Origin of the sequence: Roseovarius sp. MS2 (assembly GCF_051447875.1) — a bacterium.
Classification (GTDB): domain Bacteria; phylum Pseudomonadota; class Alphaproteobacteria; order Rhodobacterales; family Rhodobacteraceae; genus Roseovarius; species Roseovarius mucosus_A.
Genome location: NZ_JBKHVF010000001.1, coordinates 271347 through 285671, shown reverse-complemented (window position 1 = coordinate 285671; position 14325 = coordinate 271347). Strand labels below are relative to the sequence as shown.

Here is a 14325-nt window from a genome sequence, read left to right as displayed (position 1 = left end):
ATCAGGCGTGGCCGATATGCCCCGTGGCGCGCAGAAACTCTGACAGCAGCCGCGCGTATTCTTGCGGCTGATCCACCGGGGGCACATGCCCGGTGCGGCGCATCAGCTCGAATTTTGAGCCGGGGATTAGGTTCACCGTCTCGCGCACAAGATCCGGCGGGGTCGAGCCATCCTCGGCCCCCGCAATGCCCAGCGTGGGCAGGCGCAGGCCAGAGGTGGGCGTGTAGAAATCCGTGCCGGAAATGGCAGCGGCACAGCCGACATAGCCCTCCGGATCATGCTGGCAAAGCTGCTCAAACCATGGCAAGTGCCTGTTTTCCCTAAGATAGCTGCGCGTGAACCACCGTTCACACGATCCGCGCGCCAGCTCTGCCATGCCGCCCGCGCGGCGTGCGGTGGCGATCCGCTCGGCCCAAAGCGTGGGCGTGCCGATCTTGGCCCCGGTATTGGACAGCACCAGCGCCCGAATGAGGTCGGGGCGCTTTACCGCCAGCCCCTGCGCCACCATCCCGCCAATCGAAAGGCCGACAAACATCGCCTCACGCACCTGCAAGTGATCCAGCAATCGCTCGGCATCGCGGATGAGCGCGCCCATGGAATAGGGGGCAGGCGGGGTCGAGGATTGCCCATGCCCGCGCGCATCATAGCGGATGATCCGCAGGCCGGGCGGCAACAGCGGCACCACCGCATCCCACAGAAACGTGCCGGTGCCAAGCGCATGGGCAAAGACGATGGGCGCGCCTTCGGGGTCGCCTTCGTTGAGGTAATGCAGGGTCACATCGCCTGTATCAAACATCATCCGCGTCGCTCCTTGTCCCTTGGGCGCGACGCGGGGGCAGGTCCCCTCTGTCAGTGCGACACCACAGCAAGGCCCGCCAACACCATGGTCGCACCACCGATCTGACGCACGCTGAGCGCCTCGCCAATGAACCACGCATAGCTGAGCACGATCAGTGTTTCCAGACCGATGATCGAGATATAGACGACCCCAAGATCAACATGGCGCAGGATCTCGATTTCGCACAGTGCCGCCGCCCCAAAGCCAAGCGCAACCAAGCCGATTGCCGCGAGGCTGATCGTGGATGACCCCATCTTCAGTCCAATTGTCGCGATCGAATAACCTAGCGCCGACAGGACAATCAGAAAAATTGCCTGAGCATTTAAAACAGCCATAGTATCCTCCTGTGCCACAAGTCCGTGGCATTAAAATGTTTTTGGAGTGAATGATGGCGTTCTTCTGGGGTGAGTGTTGCAGCTTACCTTGCGTCAGTTCAAGTCCGGTTTTCCATACCGGCGCAGTATGACGCGGCTCAGGTTTGGCCCATGATCAGAGCTCAGACAGCAAAGCGCGACAGCGCATCGCAGAATACATCCGCATCGACATTGCCGCCAGAAATGGTGACGAAAACCGCCTCGCCCTCGATCTGATCGGCCCGAAAAAGGGCGGCCGCCAGCGCCACGGCACCGCCCGGTTCTGCCACCAGTTTAAGCCGGGAAAAGGCCAGCGCCACCGCGTGCAGCGCCTCATCCTCGCTCACCACCAATCCCGGACCGCACAGCAGCTGCATGATCGGAAAGGTGATGTTCCCCGGCTGCGGCGTGATGATGGCATCGCAGAGACTGCCCGCGGTGCGGGCGTTACGCTCGATCTGGCCCGATGCCAGCGAACGGGCGACGTCATCAAAGCCTTCCGGCTCACAAGGGCGCGCGCGCAGCCCCGGCGCATCCGCCTCAAGCGCAAGGGCGATCCCCGAGGTCAGACCGCCACCGCCGCAGCAAACCAGCACATCGGCGCGGGTAATGCCCATGGCCGCCGCATCCTCGGCAATCTCCAGCCCGATGGTGCCTTGGCCTGCGATCACCTGTGGCTCGTCAAAGGGTTTGATCAGGGTCAGACCGCGCTCAGAACTCAGCGCCGCGCCGATGGCGTCTCGATCTTCGGTCGCACGGTCGTAAAGCACCACCTCGGCCCCCAGCGCGCGGGTGTTGTCGATTTTCATGCGCGGCGCGTCGCCGGGCATGATGATGACACTGGGCACCCCGAATTGCCGCGCCGCCAGCGCCACACCCTGCGCATGGTTGCCGCTGGAAAAGGCGATCACGCCCCGCGCGCGGGTGCCCTCATCCAGCGCCGACACAGCCGAGCGCGCACCGCGATATTTGAAACTGCCGGTATGTTGCAGGCATTCGGGTTTCACGAATACGCGCCGTCCCGCGATCTCGTCCAGAAAGGGCGAAGAGAGCAGCGGCGTGCGCCTTGCATGGCCCGCAAGACGGGTGGCGGCGGCGCGGATCATCGTGATGTCGGTCATTTTGTCAGGTCCAATAGGGCGCGTATCGCGCCGAGGGATTGCGGTTCGTCGAGAAAGGGCACATGGCCCCGGTCGGGCACGGTGGCGGTGATAAGTGCGGGATGACGCGCCTGCATTTTCTCAAAGGTCTCAAGGCTCAGAAGGTCGGAATTCGCCCCTCGGATCGCGGCGGTGGGAATATCGCGCAGCGCGTCGAAAAGTTGCCACAGGTCCACTGCCTCGCCCGCCCCCGCTTGCCCCACCAGCGCATCGCGCAGCCGCGCGTCATAGCGCAGGCCAAGCCCGCCGCCCGGTTTCTCATAGAACATGAGCTCGGCCTGTTGCCGCCAGCGACTCAGCGGCACATCGGGAAAGCCAGCGGCATGGACATGGGCAAGCGCGGCGGCGCACTGCTCCAGATCGGCCTGCGCCGGCTCATTGCCCACGTATTCCATGATCCGCTCGATCCCGATGGGGGCCACCTCTGGCCCGATGTCATTGAGCACGACACCGCGCAGGCGTTCAGGCTGCCCATAGGCCAGCGCCATGGCGATCAGCCCGCCGCGCGATGTGCCGATCAGCGTCACGCGCTCCAGCCCCAGATGGTCCATCAGTTCAATCGCATCCTGCCCTTCGCGCAGGATGTTGTAAGACATGAAATCGGACGCATGATCCGATTGCCCGCGCCCGCGATAATCCATGCAAATCACGCGGTAGCCCGCCAGATGCGGCGCGACAAAGCTGAAATCGGCGCTGTTGCGCGTCAGCCCCGCAAGGCACAGGATCGGCGCGCCCGCCCCCTCATCAGAGTAATAGAGCGACACGCCGTCCGAGGTGCTAAACCGCCCCATCAGCCGCGCACCAGATCGGGGACGCCCGTGAGGTCGCGCAATTGGTGGCGCGGTGTGGCGGGCAGGCGATCCACCGGATCACCCGCGCGGTTGACCCAAGCGGTCGTAAACCCATAGCCTGCCGCCGCAGACGCATCCCAGCCATTCGACGATACAAAAAGCACCTCATCCGGCGCAGAGCCAAACCGCTGCCCCACCAGATCATAGACCCCCCGCGCCGGTTTGAAGATGCCCACACTCTCCACCGAGAGCACATCATCAAGCACATCGCCAATCCCGGCAGAGTCTACCGCGCCCTGCAGCATATCCGGCGATCCGTTCGAGAGGATGGCGGTCTTCATCCCCGCCGCTTTCAGCGCGGCCAGCATGGCGGGCACTTCGGCATAGGCCTCAAGCTCCCAATAAAGCTGCAAAAGCCGCGCGCGCAAGTCGCTGTCGCCCTGCAATCCCTCCGCCTCCAGCGCCCAATCCAGCCCGTCCTGTGTGACCTGCCAAAACCCGGTGTGTTGCCCCATCACGGCGCGCAGCCAGGTGTATTGCAACTGTTTCAGCCGCCATTTCTCGGCAATCGCGGGCCAGTGCCGGGCAAAAACCTCGCGTCCCTGCTCGGACGCGGCATTGCGGGCGGCGGCGGCCACGTCAAAGAGCGTGCCATAGGCATCAAAAATGCAGGTGGTAATCGGCATCGTGTCCCCTCGTTCGTTGCGCGCAGACTGTCACGGAACGTCAGAGGGGGAAAGACCCCGAACACCACGGCCGCGTCAGAGTTTGGGCATCGGTTTGCAAATCCGGATCAGCTTGCCTAAATTGACAGACAGTCGTCTCAAGCACCCGCGCAATCCTTGCGTGGCCTTGCAAACCCATCCCCCTTCACAACAGATTGGAAATCCCATGACGCAGGTCAAATCGGGCGATACTGTCCGCATTCATTACACTGGCACGCTGGCCGATGGTGCCACCTTTGATTCGAGCGCGGGCCGCGATCCGCTGGAATTCACCGTAGGCTCGGGCCAGATCATCCCCGGCCTTGATGCCGCGATCCCTGGCATGACCGTGGGGGACAAGAAAACCGTTCAGGTGCCCGCCGATATGGCCTATGGCCAGCCGGATCCCAATGCCCGGCAGGCCGTGCCCCGCGCCGATATCCCGGCGGAAATCCCGCTTGATCCGGGCACACAGTTGCAGATGCAGACGCCGCAGGGTCAGGTGCTGCCGGTGACGGTGGCCGAAGTCTCCGACACCGAAGTCGTGCTGGATGCCAACCACCCGCTCGCAGGCAAGGACCTGACCTTTGCCATCGAACTGGTGGCCATCGGCTAGGCCTCCAAGTGCCAAGGGGCGCGACCGGAGTTTTCCGGGGCGTGATGCGCTGATCGAAACCACACCCGTCCCGGCTTGACCCGGGACCTCACCGCAGCAGCGTGGAGGCCCCGGCTCGAAGGCCGGGGCGATGTGACCCCGATCAGGCGCAATCTGCTCTGATCCCGGTCGCGCGCGCGCTCATTTCATCAGGTTGTCCACATCCGCCAATCCGATGCCAGGGCTGTAGATATAACGCAGCTGCTTGGTCTTGCGCCCCGATTGGGTCCGCTCGGTCCAGATATACTCCATCGAACCGGGGCGGCCTTTGTAGGTAAAGGACACTCTGGTCACTCGGATCGTCACCGTGAACCGCGTTGTCTTGCCGCCCATATGCTGCGCCATCTTGTAGCTTTTGGTCATGCCGCTGCGCCATGGGCCGACCGGCACAAAGCCATCACCGGTGAAATATCTGTTGGCCGCGCCCGGTCGCTTGTCGAGCACCCGCGCCAGGGCCGTGCCATCCGGGCGCAGCGTGTAATAGCTGGTCTTGGTGCCGGATTTCTCACGTTTCGTGCGCACATAGATCGTCATGCGCTGGCCTGTCACCGGATGGGTCCAACGGCGCGGCCCCTGAATCCGCCGCGCCCCGACGGTGCGATCAATCCGATCCCCGAATTTCGCGCCGGGCACCCCCGCCCAGAGCCCAAACCCAAGCTGCGCCGATGCCCCTGGCAGCTGGATCACCGGCATATCCGGCACGCATCCGGCGACCGCCGTGACTGCGCCGCCGGCAAGTGCGGCGATAAAAAAGCGCCGGCTGAGGTGTGGTGTCGTCATGACCCGTTCCTTTTCGTCCTATAATCAAGATGTTGATGATCTCGTTTCGTGAAAACGTGCCGCCCCGCGAAATATTCCGGGGCGGGGGCCGAATTCTATCAAGCATCTGATGTGAAATGGAAATTATGGTGGCCTTGACTGACGCCCACGGCCTCTCGGCGGGCGCTTAGCCGATATCGAGCAACACCGCGCCTGCGCGCCCCGGTGTCATCACCGCCTCATGCGCTTTGGCGCAATCCGTCAGCGGCAGGCGCATTGCAATCTCTGGGCACAGCGTGCCCGCCTCAAGTGCGGCATGCAGCCGGGCAATCGCCGCCTCGCGGGCGGGCCATGGCAGGATATAGATCAGCGTGATGTCGATCTTGAGCGCCTTGAACAGATAGGGCCCAAACGGCAGCGTCGGGCCCATGTCCTTGCCTGATCCATAGGCGGCGATGGTGCCGTTGGGGGCCATCACCTCGGCCAGCAAAGCGGCGTTTTGGCCAAACTCCACCTCGATGGCACGGGAGATACCGCGCCCACCCGTCGCCGCCATGATCTGTGCCGCCAAATCCGGATCGGCATAGTCGAACACATGGTGTGCCCCCGCCGCGCGCACCCGCTCCATCGCGGGGGCCGAACAGGTGGCGATTACCTGTGCCCCGGCGGCACGGGCCAATTGCACGGCCATATGCCCAACGGCCCCCGCCCCGCCAGAAATCAGGATCGTCTGTCCCGCCACATCGCCGCCGCCAAACACCGTCTGCACCGCCGTGAGGCCGGGAATACCAAGCGTCGCGCCGACCTCGAACGACACCTCATCCGGCAAAGGCACGGCTTGCACCGCAGGCAGGGCGATGAATTCGGCGGCGGTGCCATGGCTGCGTTGCCACTGGCCGTTCCAGACCCAAACGCGCTGCCCGATGCGCCCCGGATTGACGCCCTCGCCCACCGCAGCAACAACGCCAGCCCCGTCCGAATGTGGGATGATTCGCGGATAGGCGGGTTTCGTGACACCGGGGCGGCTTCCCGCCCGCGCCTTGGCATCCGACGGGTTCACCCCCGAGACATGCAGTCGCACCAGCACCTCGCCCGCAGCGGGCGCAGGCGTGTCTGTTTCATGCAGGCTCAGAACATCATGCGCCGCGCCAAAGCGCGTATAGCTGACCGCGCGCATGCTGCGCGGGATCACTTGGTCCGGCGCAGGCGGATCACCACATCCACCGAGGTGATCTCGGCCCCGTCCGGGGCCTTGGGCAGACGTGCAATTTCCAGCTCGCTCGCCGGGGCGTCGCTCAGCCGATTCTCGTCTTCCCAGTAAAAATGCGGATGATCGACGGTATTGGTGTCAAAATAGCTCTTCGAGCCATCCACCGTCACCTCTTGCAGCAGACCCGCATCGCAAAAGGCGCGCAGCGTGTTATAGACCGTAGCCAAGGACACCGCCTCGTCGCTGTTTTGCGCGTCGGCATAAAGGCTCTCGGCTGTCACATGGCGGTGTTTGCCATCGCCGATCAGCAAAGTGGCCAGCGTCATTCGCTGCCGCGTGGGCCGCAATCCTGCATCGGAAAGCCATTTTCCGGCAATCGTTCCGGCCTCAGTGGTCATCGTGTCATAGGCTGTCATCGTCTCGTTCATCCCGTGTTTCATCCAATATAGGGCCTGCATGGGGGTGGTTTCAATTAATTTCCTGCACTGGGCAATTCGAGGTGCGGTGATGTCGCAGGCTTGCATGCGCCTTTTGCAGGATGATAGAGGGGGCAGTGACCGGTATTTGCAATGAAGGGGGCCGCCTGCATGGCCGATTATCCAAGCAGCTTCGACCGTGACGACCTGCTTAAATGTGCCCGAGGCGAGTTGTTCGGACCGGGCAATGCCCAGTTGCCCGAACCGCCCATGTTGATGATGGATCGCATCACCGAGATTTCCGGTGATGGCGGTGCCCATGGCAAGGGGCATGTGGTGGCAGAGTTCGACATCACCCCGGACCTGTGGTTCTTCAAATGCCATTTTCCCGGCAACCCGATCATGCCCGGCTGTCTGGGTCTTGACGGCCTCTGGCAATTGACCGGCTTCAACCTTGGCTGGCGTGGCTGGCAGGGGCGTGGCTATGCGCTGGGCGTGGGCGAGGTCAAACTCACCGGCATGGTGCGGCCCGACCGCAAGATGCTGACCTATTATGTGGATTTCACCAAGGCGGTGCAGACACGGCGCCTGACCATGGGTGTGGCCAATGGAAGGGTCGAGGCGGATGGCGAGGTGATCTATCAGGTCACGGATATGAAGGTCGCGCTGTCGGAAAACTGAGCGGACACAGAGGGGCAGGGCGAATGCGTGGATGGATTGCGGCCCTCGTAAGCATCATCGCCTATCCCGCCATCGCCTGTCCCGAAGGCCAGACAGCTTTCATCACCTGCGACATGGAGCGAGGCAGCAAGGCGCTCAGCGTCTGCCGCAGCGACACCGAGGTCAGTTACCGCTTTGGCCCCAAAGGCGGCACGCCAGAGCTGGCGCTGACACGCCCCATCGGCGACGGGGCCGAACTCGTTCCATGGCCCGGCATCGGTCGCACCATCTGGGAGGCGGTGCGCCTGCGCAACAACGCCGTGATTTACGAGGTCTATGCAGGGTTCGATAAGTTCGACGCAGTCGACGACAGCAAACCCGACAGCCGCTTTGGCGGCGTGGTGGTGTTGCAGGACGGCAAAGGCGAGATTGCGCATCTTAAATGCCGCGCCGGAACCGTAAATTACAGCTTTTGATCCCGCTTCGTCCCCATGATCTGGGGCAGTAAAATCCCCCCTACCCAAAACCTTGCGGCTGGCCTATAGTGGCTGTGGATAACTGGGCATCAGACCCATGATCCAAGAGGCAAGGACAGAAAAGGGGGACGGCCAATGCGCTGCCCGTTTTGCGGAAATATCGACACACAGGTCAAGGATTCGCGCCCAGCGGAAGAGCATGTCTCGATCCGCAGGCGCAGGTTTTGCCCGGGCTGCGGCGGTCGTTTCACCACCTATGAGCGCGTGCAACTGCGCGATCTGGTCGTTGTGAAATCCAATGGTCGGCGCGAGGATTTCGACCGCGACAAGCTGGAACGCTCGATCCGCATCGCGCTCCAGAAACGACCCATAGAGCCCGAGCGCATCGAACAGATGATTTCGGGCATCGTGCGACGGTTGGAAAGCATGGGCGAGACCGATATTCCCTCGAAAACCGTGGGCGAGATCGTGATGGAAAGCCTCGCACGGATCGACACCGTGGCCTATGTGCGCTTTGCCAGCGTCTACAAGAACTTTCAGGAAGCGGATGATTTCGACCGCTTCGTCAGCGAATTGCGGCCCGAGGACGCGGCCCATAATCCCAAACCGGACGCGTGACCGGCGCCGACGCCCGCTTTATGGCGCTGGCCCTGTCGCTGGGGCGGCGGGGGATGGGCCAATGCGCGCCCAACCCCGCCGTGGGTTGCGTCATCGTGCAGGGCGGGCGCATCGTCGGGCGTGGCTGGACCTCGCCGGGCGGGCGGCCCCATGCCGAACCTCAGGCGCTGGCACAGGCGGGGGAACTGGCGCGCGGGGCCACGGCCTATGTCTCGCTCGAACCTTGCGCGCATCACGGCCAAACCCCACCCTGCGCCGAGGCACTTATTGCGGCGGGCATTGCGCGGGTCGTGGCCCCGTTTGACGATAATGATCCGCGCGTCGCCGGTCGTGGCTTTGCCATGCTGCGCGCGGCGGGCATCGAGGTGCGCACCGGCGTCATGGCAGAACAGGCCGGGCGTGATCTGGCCGGCTTTCTCATGCGCAACGAAATCGGGCGGCCCCTTGTGACGCTCAAACTCGCCTCGAGCTTTGATGGCCGCATCGCCACCGCGGCCGGACACAGCCAATGGATCACCGGGCCAGAGGCGCGGCGCGTGGTCCACGGCCTGCGCGCCCGTCATGACGCGGTGATGGTGGGTGCAGGGACCGCGCGTGCAGATGATCCGCAACTCACCGTGCGTGACATGGGCGCGCGCCGCCAACCGGTGCGGGTCGTGGTCTCGCGCCGCCTTGATCTGCCGCTCCTCAGCAATCTCGCCCGCACAGCGCGCGATGTGCCGCTCTGGCTCTGCCACGGGCCACATGTCGATCCGGCGCTGGTCAAGGCTTGGCAGGGCATTGGCGCACGCCTCTTGCCCTGCGAGGTGACACAAGGCCAGGTCGATCCAGCCTCGGTGCTCCATGCGCTCGGGGCCGAAGGGCTGACGCGGGTCTTCTGCGAAGGTGGCGGGGCGCTCGCGGCATCGCTCCTCTCGGCAGGGCTGGTGGATGAGTTGGTGGGCTTTACCGCAGGATTTGCCATCGGTGCCGAAGGTCTGCCGGGCGTCGGCGCTCTGGGCCTCGCGCGGCTGGACGAGGCCCAACGCTACCGGCTGGTAGAAACCCGCGCCTTGGGCGGCGATGTGATGCACCGCTGGTCCCGCGCCTGACGCCAAGCCACGCACCCCACCCGGTGTTTGATCCGACAAGGTTTGCCATCGCACGCCGTCCTTCGACGACGCGCGCTCGCGTGCCTTATTCCGCCGCGATTGCCAGCGCGTGATACGCCTTGATACGCTGGCAGGGCGACAACACCAGAGGGCGCGGCTTGATCGCGCGCACATTCATGTCCAGCACTACGATCTTGTCGCAAAGGCCGTTCTCTCGTGTGTTCTTCTCGACGGTTTCGAACTCTGTTGAGGTCGCAAAGGCGATCTCATGCTGAAGCCCCATATGGTCGCGCAACCGCGCGACATAAGCCAGCCGCGGATGGCCGTCGACTGCGGCAACGCGACGCTCCCGCGCCAGCGCGAGAAGGTTGGGTCCAACAGCAGGGTCCTTGATCGGCGTATGTCCAGACAGAGTTTCCATGGGTGTGCCCTTTACCAAGTGAGGTGGAAATGAAGTTAGGCTGTGAGAGACCGTCGCAGCGATATCGAAGGTGATCGACATGCCCGACAGGGGCGGCAGCCCCCGGAACGCGCGTCGATGAGACTGTAATTCAAGAGACCGCCATCCGTCAGACTGGCGCGGCTGCCTCTGTATTCGTAGACGATTTTCAGCGACTTACGCATTTGGATTTGGCCTCGCGCGTGTGTGGCAACGTCTTGCACAACTTCAGTATGCACCTAGCCTGCGGGCTTTGCATGGTCTCCAAAGATACTTTGAGTGATCTCTCGACAGCGCGGCGCGCCTTTGCGCTGGGCCGCCCCCATACCCGACAGGTCGCGATCCCGCGCTAGACATTCTTGCAGGTCGCGCCTGGCGCGTTAGACACTGCGGCCTTGGGGCCGCAGTCTCAAGCATGCGGCAAGTGAGGGGCTCAGCCCAGTTCCGCCAACCGTGCCAAGGCTGCGCGCAGTTTGCTGTCCTCTTCCTCGCGCAGGGCCAGGTTCTCGCGCGCCTCGTCCACCACCTCTTCGGGGGCAGAGGCCACGAAATTGGGGTTGTTCAGTCGCCCGCGCAGCCCGCCCAATTCCTTTTCCAGCTTGGCCAGCGTCTTTTCCAGCCGCGCCTTTTCCTCGGCCACGTCAATGATGTCGGCCAATGGCAGGCCAAAGCTGCCGCCCTCTACCGCCACGGTGACACAGCCCTTGGGAAAGGCATCCACATCGCTCAGGCTCTCAACCCGCGCCAGACGCTTGATCATCACCTCATTGCGCGCCCAGGCCGCGCGCCCGGCCTCGTTCAACTCTGTCACCAAAAACGGCACATAAAGCCCCGCAGGCACATGCATCTGCGCGCGCGCCGAACGGATTTGCTCGATCAGGGCAATCACCCAATTCATCTCGCGGTCCGCCTCGGCGTCGATCAACTCGGCCCCATAGGTCGGCCAATCGCCATGCACCAGCATCTTCGCGCGCGTGCCCAACGTGCCCCACAGCTCCTCGGTCACAAAGGGCATGATCGGGTGCAAAAGGATCAGACATTGGTCAATGACCCACGCCATTGTCGCCTGTGTTTCCGCCTTGGTCGCGGCATCGCCATCCAGCAAAAGCGGCTTGGAAAACTCGACATACCAGTCACAGACCGTGCCCCAGACAAAGGCATAAAGCGCGTTGGCGGCATCATTGAAGCGGAAATTTTCCAGCGCCTCATCGACGGCGGCACGCGTCTTGGCGGTCTCGCCGATGATCCATTTGTTGACCGTCGCGGTGGGGGCGGGCACCGCCCCCGCGCTGCCCACGGCGCCATTCATCTCGGCAAAGCGCGCGGCATTCCACAGTTTCGTGGTGAAATTGCGATAGCCCGCAATGCGCTCTTTGCTGAGCTTCAGATCGCGCCCCATGGCCGCCATCGACGTCAGCGTGAACCGCACGGCATCGGTGCCATAATCCTCGATCAGGTCGAGCGGATCGAGCACATTGCCAAGGCTCTTGGACATTTTCTTGCCCTTCTCGTCGCGCACGAGAGCATGGACATAGACATGGGCAAACGGCTTTTGCCCGACCACGGCATATTGCATCATCATCATCCGGGCGACCCAGAAAAAGATGATGTCAAACCCGGTGATCAGAACCGAAGTGGGGAAATATTTCTGCAATTCCGCAGTATCCTCGGGCCAGCCCAGCGTGCCGATGGGCCAGAGGCCAGAGGAAAACCACGTGTCGAGAACGTCGGGATCACGCCAGACCGGATAGACCAGATGGGTCGGGTCTTGGGTGGCGGTGTAATCGGCCAGCGCGCTCGCCAAACGGTGCAAGGCGGCCTCGCGGCTCTCGACCTCGACCACCTGCATCGACGCCAGCGGCACCGGCAGGCCAGCCAGACGCCCGTGAAAGGCCTCCGTGACCCCCGCAAAATCCGCGCCACATTCCATCAGCGGCCCCAAATGCCCCTCATTCAACAGCCGCAGCATCTCTACCAGATCAAGCGTGCCATCACCCTCGTCATCGTGGAACTCTGGCGCGCTCAGGTCAAAACCATACCACACCGGAATCTGATGCCCCCACCAGAGTTGCCGCGAGATGCACCAAGGCTCGATATTCTCCAGCCAATGGAAATAGACCTTGCGATCACTCTCCGGCAGAATCGTCACCTCGCCCGAGCGCACGGCATCCAGCGCGGGGCCAACGATTTTGGCGGTATCGACAAACCACTGATCGGTCAGCATCGGCTCGATCACCACCTTGGAGCGGTCGCCAAAGGGCTGCATGATCGGTTTGGCCTCGACAAAGGGGACCATCTCGGGCGCGGGTTCGGCGCTGTCCTCGGCGTCCCGGGCTTGACCCGGGACCTCTACCATCACCGCCAGCCCTTCGGCCGTAATCTCCTCGACGACGCGCTTGCGTGCCTCGAACCGGTCCAGCCCACGCAGATGGTCGGGGATGAGGTTGAGCGTATCAATCTCTTCGGCCGTAAATGCAGCCCCTTCCGCAATCTCCTGCGCGCGCGCGGCGCACTCGGCATAGGGCGCGCCATCGGCCCGCATCTGCGCGCGCGTGTCCATCAGGCGATACATCGGGATGCCATTGCGGCTGGCCACGCCATAATCGTTGAAATCATGCGCGCCGGTGATCTTGACCGCACCCGAGCCGAAATTGGGGTCGGGATACTCATCCGTGATGATCGGAATGAGACGGCGATGTTCCTTGGGCCCCACCGGAATTTCGCAAAGCATGCCCACGATGGGCGCATAGCGCGCATCCGACGGATGCACCGCAACGGCCCCATCGCCCAGCATGGTTTCGGGCCGCGTCGTGGCGATGGAAATGTAATCGCGCGTCTCGCGCAGGGTCACATTGCCGTCGGCGTCCTTTTCGACATACTCATAAGTCTGCCCACCGGCGAGCGGATATTTGAAATGCCACATATGGCCCGCCACCTCAATATTCTCGACCTCCAGATCGGAAATCGCCGTCTCGAAATGCGGGTCCCAATTGACCAGCCGCTTGCCGCGATAGATCAGACCCTTGTTGTACATATCGACAAAGACCTTGATCACCGCGTCATGGAAATTGCCCTCTTCGCCCGCAGGCGCGCCCGGCGCGCCCGACATGGTAAAAGCATTGCGCGACCAATCGCAGGAGGCACCCAACCGCTTCAACTGATTGATGATCGTGCCGCCCGATTGCGTCTTCCACTCCCAGACCTTCTTGAGAAACTCCTCACGCCCCATCTCGCGCCGCGTGGGCGCGCCCTCGGCGGCCAGCTTGCGCTCGACCACCATTTGCGTGGCGATGCCGGCGTGATCCTGCCCCGGTTGCCATAGCGTGTCATGGCCCCGCATCCGGTGCCAGCGGATCAGAATATCCTGCAAGGTGTTGTTGAACGCATGGCCCATGTGCAAGCTGCCCGTCACATTGGGCGGCGGGATCATGATGCTGAATGTTTCGGCCCCCGGCGCGGCATTGGCCCCAGCCCGGAACGCGCCCGCATCCTCCCACGCCTGATAAAGCCGCGTCTCGGCCTCGGCCGCATTGAATGTCTTTTCCATCGCCATGACGTCGTGATCCTGCAAAATCGAGGGTTTGCCCTGCTCTAGCGAATGTGACGGCAAAGGAAAAGGCGCGGTGCGGGAAAATCGACCCGCCCCCGGTTTCACCGTTCCGCAAATACGCAAATCCTCGCCGCGCCTCACGCGCCCCGGTCAAGTTTCGTGCTCAGGTGAATAAGGCTCTCTGATCCGCGCACGCCCTTGGCCTCGCCGATCCGGTCCAGCGTTTCATCCAGCGCTTCGGTGGTCTCGGCCTCCAGCGTCACAATCAGGTCGAACCGCCCCGAGGTGGTATGCACCCGCCGCACCTGAGGCAAGGATTTGAGCCGCGCCAACACCGCAGGGCCAGAGCGCGGCTCGATACTGACAAGCGCGGTGGCGCGCAGCGCCGGGCGGGCGCTCTGGCTCAGCCGCACGCTATAGCCCGTGATGATCCCGGCGTTTTCCAAGCGCTCCAGCCGCGCCTGCACCGTGGTCCGCGCCAGCCCCAGACGGCGCGCCAATGTCGCCACCGGCAGGCGGGCGTTTTCCTGCAAGAGCGCGATCAGCGCGCGATCAGTTTCGTCGGTTTGCATTGTGCCTCCGTCAATACGACGAAAATTTCCTGC

General features: G+C 63.1%; 16 protein-coding genes. 5 read left to right on the top strand and 11 right to left on the bottom strand.

Annotation, left to right across the window (positions count from 1 at the left end):
* Position 1: 1 nt before the first annotated feature.
* From pcaD to ACLGGT_RS01505, 5 genes are all read right to left on the bottom strand, one after another.
* On the bottom strand, positions 2 to 799 hold the full coding sequence (gene pcaD, locus ACLGGT_RS01525) for a 3-oxoadipate enol-lactonase (RefSeq protein ID WP_437194886.1): 798 nt from the start codon (positions 797 to 799) through the stop codon (positions 2 to 4).
* Positions 800 to 849: 50 nt separating this feature from the next.
* Positions 850 to 1173, bottom strand: coding sequence for a hypothetical protein (locus ACLGGT_RS01520; protein WP_008280605.1), 324 nt, complete (start codon positions 1171 to 1173; stop codon positions 850 to 852).
* 161 nt (positions 1174 to 1334) lie between these two features.
* A complete protein-coding gene (locus ACLGGT_RS01515; RefSeq protein WP_151978783.1) occupies positions 1335 to 2312 on the bottom strand; it encodes a threonine ammonia-lyase in 978 nt (325 codons plus the stop codon).
* The gene (locus ACLGGT_RS01510) at positions 2309 to 3142 is read right to left on the bottom strand and encodes an alpha/beta fold hydrolase (protein ID WP_437194885.1); all 834 of its coding nucleotides are present in this window, start codon (positions 3140 to 3142) and stop codon (positions 2309 to 2311) included. The genes ACLGGT_RS01515 and ACLGGT_RS01510 overlap by 4 nt, the downstream gene beginning before the upstream one ends.
* Entirely contained in the window at positions 3142 to 3828 is a 687-nt protein-coding gene (locus tag ACLGGT_RS01505) for a haloacid dehalogenase type II (protein WP_437194884.1), read from the bottom strand. The genes ACLGGT_RS01510 and ACLGGT_RS01505 overlap by 1 nt, the downstream gene beginning before the upstream one ends.
* A gap of 205 nt (positions 3829 to 4033) precedes the next feature.
* Here ACLGGT_RS01505 and ACLGGT_RS01500 point away from each other — a divergent pair, with 205 nt between their 5' ends.
* Positions 4034 to 4462, top strand: a complete 429-nt coding sequence (locus tag ACLGGT_RS01500; protein ID WP_008280601.1) for an FKBP-type peptidyl-prolyl cis-trans isomerase — start codon at positions 4034 to 4036, stop codon at positions 4460 to 4462.
* A gap of 180 nt (positions 4463 to 4642) precedes the next feature.
* Here the strand turns inward: ACLGGT_RS01500 and ACLGGT_RS01495 are convergent, their stop codons facing one another.
* The 3 genes from ACLGGT_RS01495 to irrA all read right to left on the bottom strand — a co-directional run bounded on the left by ACLGGT_RS01495 (position 4643) and on the right by irrA (position 6868).
* Positions 4643 to 5281: a hypothetical protein gene (locus tag ACLGGT_RS01495; RefSeq protein ID WP_375553125.1), complete on the bottom strand. Its 639-nt coding sequence runs from the start codon at positions 5279 to 5281 to the stop codon at positions 4643 to 4645.
* A gap of 166 nt (positions 5282 to 5447) precedes the next feature.
* A complete protein-coding gene (locus ACLGGT_RS01490; protein WP_437194883.1) occupies positions 5448 to 6437 on the bottom strand; it encodes an NADPH:quinone reductase in 990 nt (329 codons plus the stop codon).
* Between the two features lie 11 nt (positions 6438 to 6448).
* On the bottom strand, positions 6449 to 6868 hold the full coding sequence (gene irrA, locus ACLGGT_RS01485) for an iron response transcriptional regulator IrrA (protein ID WP_037297550.1): 420 nt from the start codon (positions 6866 to 6868) through the stop codon (positions 6449 to 6451).
* A gap of 189 nt (positions 6869 to 7057) precedes the next feature.
* Between irrA and fabA the strand changes: the two genes are divergently transcribed.
* From fabA to ribD, 4 genes are all read left to right on the top strand, one after another.
* Positions 7058 to 7567, top strand: coding sequence for a bifunctional 3-hydroxydecanoyl-ACP dehydratase/trans-2-decenoyl-ACP isomerase (fabA, locus tag ACLGGT_RS01480; protein WP_008280595.1), 510 nt, complete (start codon positions 7058 to 7060; stop codon positions 7565 to 7567).
* A 23-nt stretch (positions 7568 to 7590) separates the two neighbouring features.
* Complete coding sequence (locus ACLGGT_RS01475; protein WP_437194882.1) at positions 7591 to 8022, top strand: hypothetical protein; 432 nt, start codon at positions 7591 to 7593, stop codon at positions 8020 to 8022.
* A 135-nt stretch (positions 8023 to 8157) separates the two neighbouring features.
* Positions 8158 to 8640, top strand: a complete 483-nt coding sequence (gene nrdR / locus ACLGGT_RS01470) for a transcriptional regulator NrdR (protein WP_008280592.1) — start codon at positions 8158 to 8160, stop codon at positions 8638 to 8640.
* Between the two features lie 20 nt (positions 8641 to 8660).
* Positions 8661 to 9731 (top strand): bifunctional diaminohydroxyphosphoribosylaminopyrimidine deaminase/5-amino-6-(5-phosphoribosylamino)uracil reductase RibD, encoded by a 1071-nt coding sequence (gene ribD, locus ACLGGT_RS01465; RefSeq protein WP_437197385.1) that lies wholly within the window; start codon positions 8661 to 8663, stop codon positions 9729 to 9731.
* A gap of 85 nt (positions 9732 to 9816) precedes the next feature.
* Here the strand turns inward: ribD and ACLGGT_RS01460 are convergent, their stop codons facing one another.
* From ACLGGT_RS01460 to ACLGGT_RS01450, 3 genes are all read right to left on the bottom strand, one after another.
* Positions 9817 to 10152, bottom strand: coding sequence for a hypothetical protein (locus ACLGGT_RS01460; RefSeq protein ID WP_008280590.1), 336 nt, complete (start codon positions 10150 to 10152; stop codon positions 9817 to 9819).
* A gap of 451 nt (positions 10153 to 10603) precedes the next feature.
* Entirely contained in the window at positions 10604 to 13723 is a 3120-nt protein-coding gene (locus tag ACLGGT_RS01455; RefSeq protein ID WP_437194881.1) for a valine--tRNA ligase, read from the bottom strand.
* A gap of 134 nt (positions 13724 to 13857) precedes the next feature.
* On the bottom strand, positions 13858 to 14292 hold the full coding sequence (locus tag ACLGGT_RS01450; protein ID WP_008280588.1) for an Lrp/AsnC family transcriptional regulator: 435 nt from the start codon (positions 14290 to 14292) through the stop codon (positions 13858 to 13860).
* Between the last annotated feature and the right edge of the window lie 33 nt (positions 14293 to 14325).

What these genes read in the sequence shown, in the direction of transcription:
- ACLGGT_RS01515 (WP_151978783.1), bottom strand. Translation starts at nt 2,312, where the DNA reads ATGACCGACATCACGATGATCCGCGCCGCCGCCACCCGTCTTGCGGGC.
- ACLGGT_RS01495 (WP_375553125.1), bottom strand. Translation starts at nt 5,281, where the DNA reads ATGACGACACCACACCTCAGCCGGCGCTTTTTTATCGCCGCACTTGCC.
- ribD (WP_437197385.1), top strand. Translation starts at nt 8,661, where the DNA reads ATGGCGCTGGCCCTGTCGCTGGGGCGGCGGGGGATGGGCCAATGCGCG.
- ACLGGT_RS01490 (WP_437194883.1), bottom strand. Translation starts at nt 6,437, where the DNA reads ATGCGCGCGGTCAGCTATACGCGCTTTGGCGCGGCGCATGATGTTCTG.
- ACLGGT_RS01475 (WP_437194882.1), top strand. Translation starts at nt 7,591, where the DNA reads ATGCGTGGATGGATTGCGGCCCTCGTAAGCATCATCGCCTATCCCGCC.
- fabA (WP_008280595.1), top strand. Translation starts at nt 7,058, where the DNA reads ATGGCCGATTATCCAAGCAGCTTCGACCGTGACGACCTGCTTAAATGT.
- ACLGGT_RS01520 (WP_008280605.1), bottom strand. Translation starts at nt 1,173, where the DNA reads ATGGCTGTTTTAAATGCTCAGGCAATTTTTCTGATTGTCCTGTCGGCG.
- ACLGGT_RS01450 (WP_008280588.1), bottom strand. Translation starts at nt 14,292, where the DNA reads ATGCAAACCGACGAAACTGATCGCGCGCTGATCGCGCTCTTGCAGGAA.
- ACLGGT_RS01510 (WP_437194885.1), bottom strand. Translation starts at nt 3,142, where the DNA reads ATGGGGCGGTTTAGCACCTCGGACGGCGTGTCGCTCTATTACTCTGAT.
- irrA (WP_037297550.1), bottom strand. Translation starts at nt 6,868, where the DNA reads ATGACCACTGAGGCCGGAACGATTGCCGGAAAATGGCTTTCCGATGCA.
- pcaD (WP_437194886.1), bottom strand. Translation starts at nt 799, where the DNA reads ATGATGTTTGATACAGGCGATGTGACCCTGCATTACCTCAACGAAGGC.
- nrdR (WP_008280592.1), top strand. Translation starts at nt 8,158, where the DNA reads ATGCGCTGCCCGTTTTGCGGAAATATCGACACACAGGTCAAGGATTCG.
- ACLGGT_RS01455 (WP_437194881.1), bottom strand. Translation starts at nt 13,723, where the DNA reads ATGGCGATGGAAAAGACATTCAATGCGGCCGAGGCCGAGACGCGGCTT.
- ACLGGT_RS01505 (WP_437194884.1), bottom strand. Translation starts at nt 3,828, where the DNA reads ATGCCGATTACCACCTGCATTTTTGATGCCTATGGCACGCTCTTTGAC.
- ACLGGT_RS01500 (WP_008280601.1), top strand. Translation starts at nt 4,034, where the DNA reads ATGACGCAGGTCAAATCGGGCGATACTGTCCGCATTCATTACACTGGC.
- ACLGGT_RS01460 (WP_008280590.1), bottom strand. Translation starts at nt 10,152, where the DNA reads ATGGAAACTCTGTCTGGACATACGCCGATCAAGGACCCTGCTGTTGGA.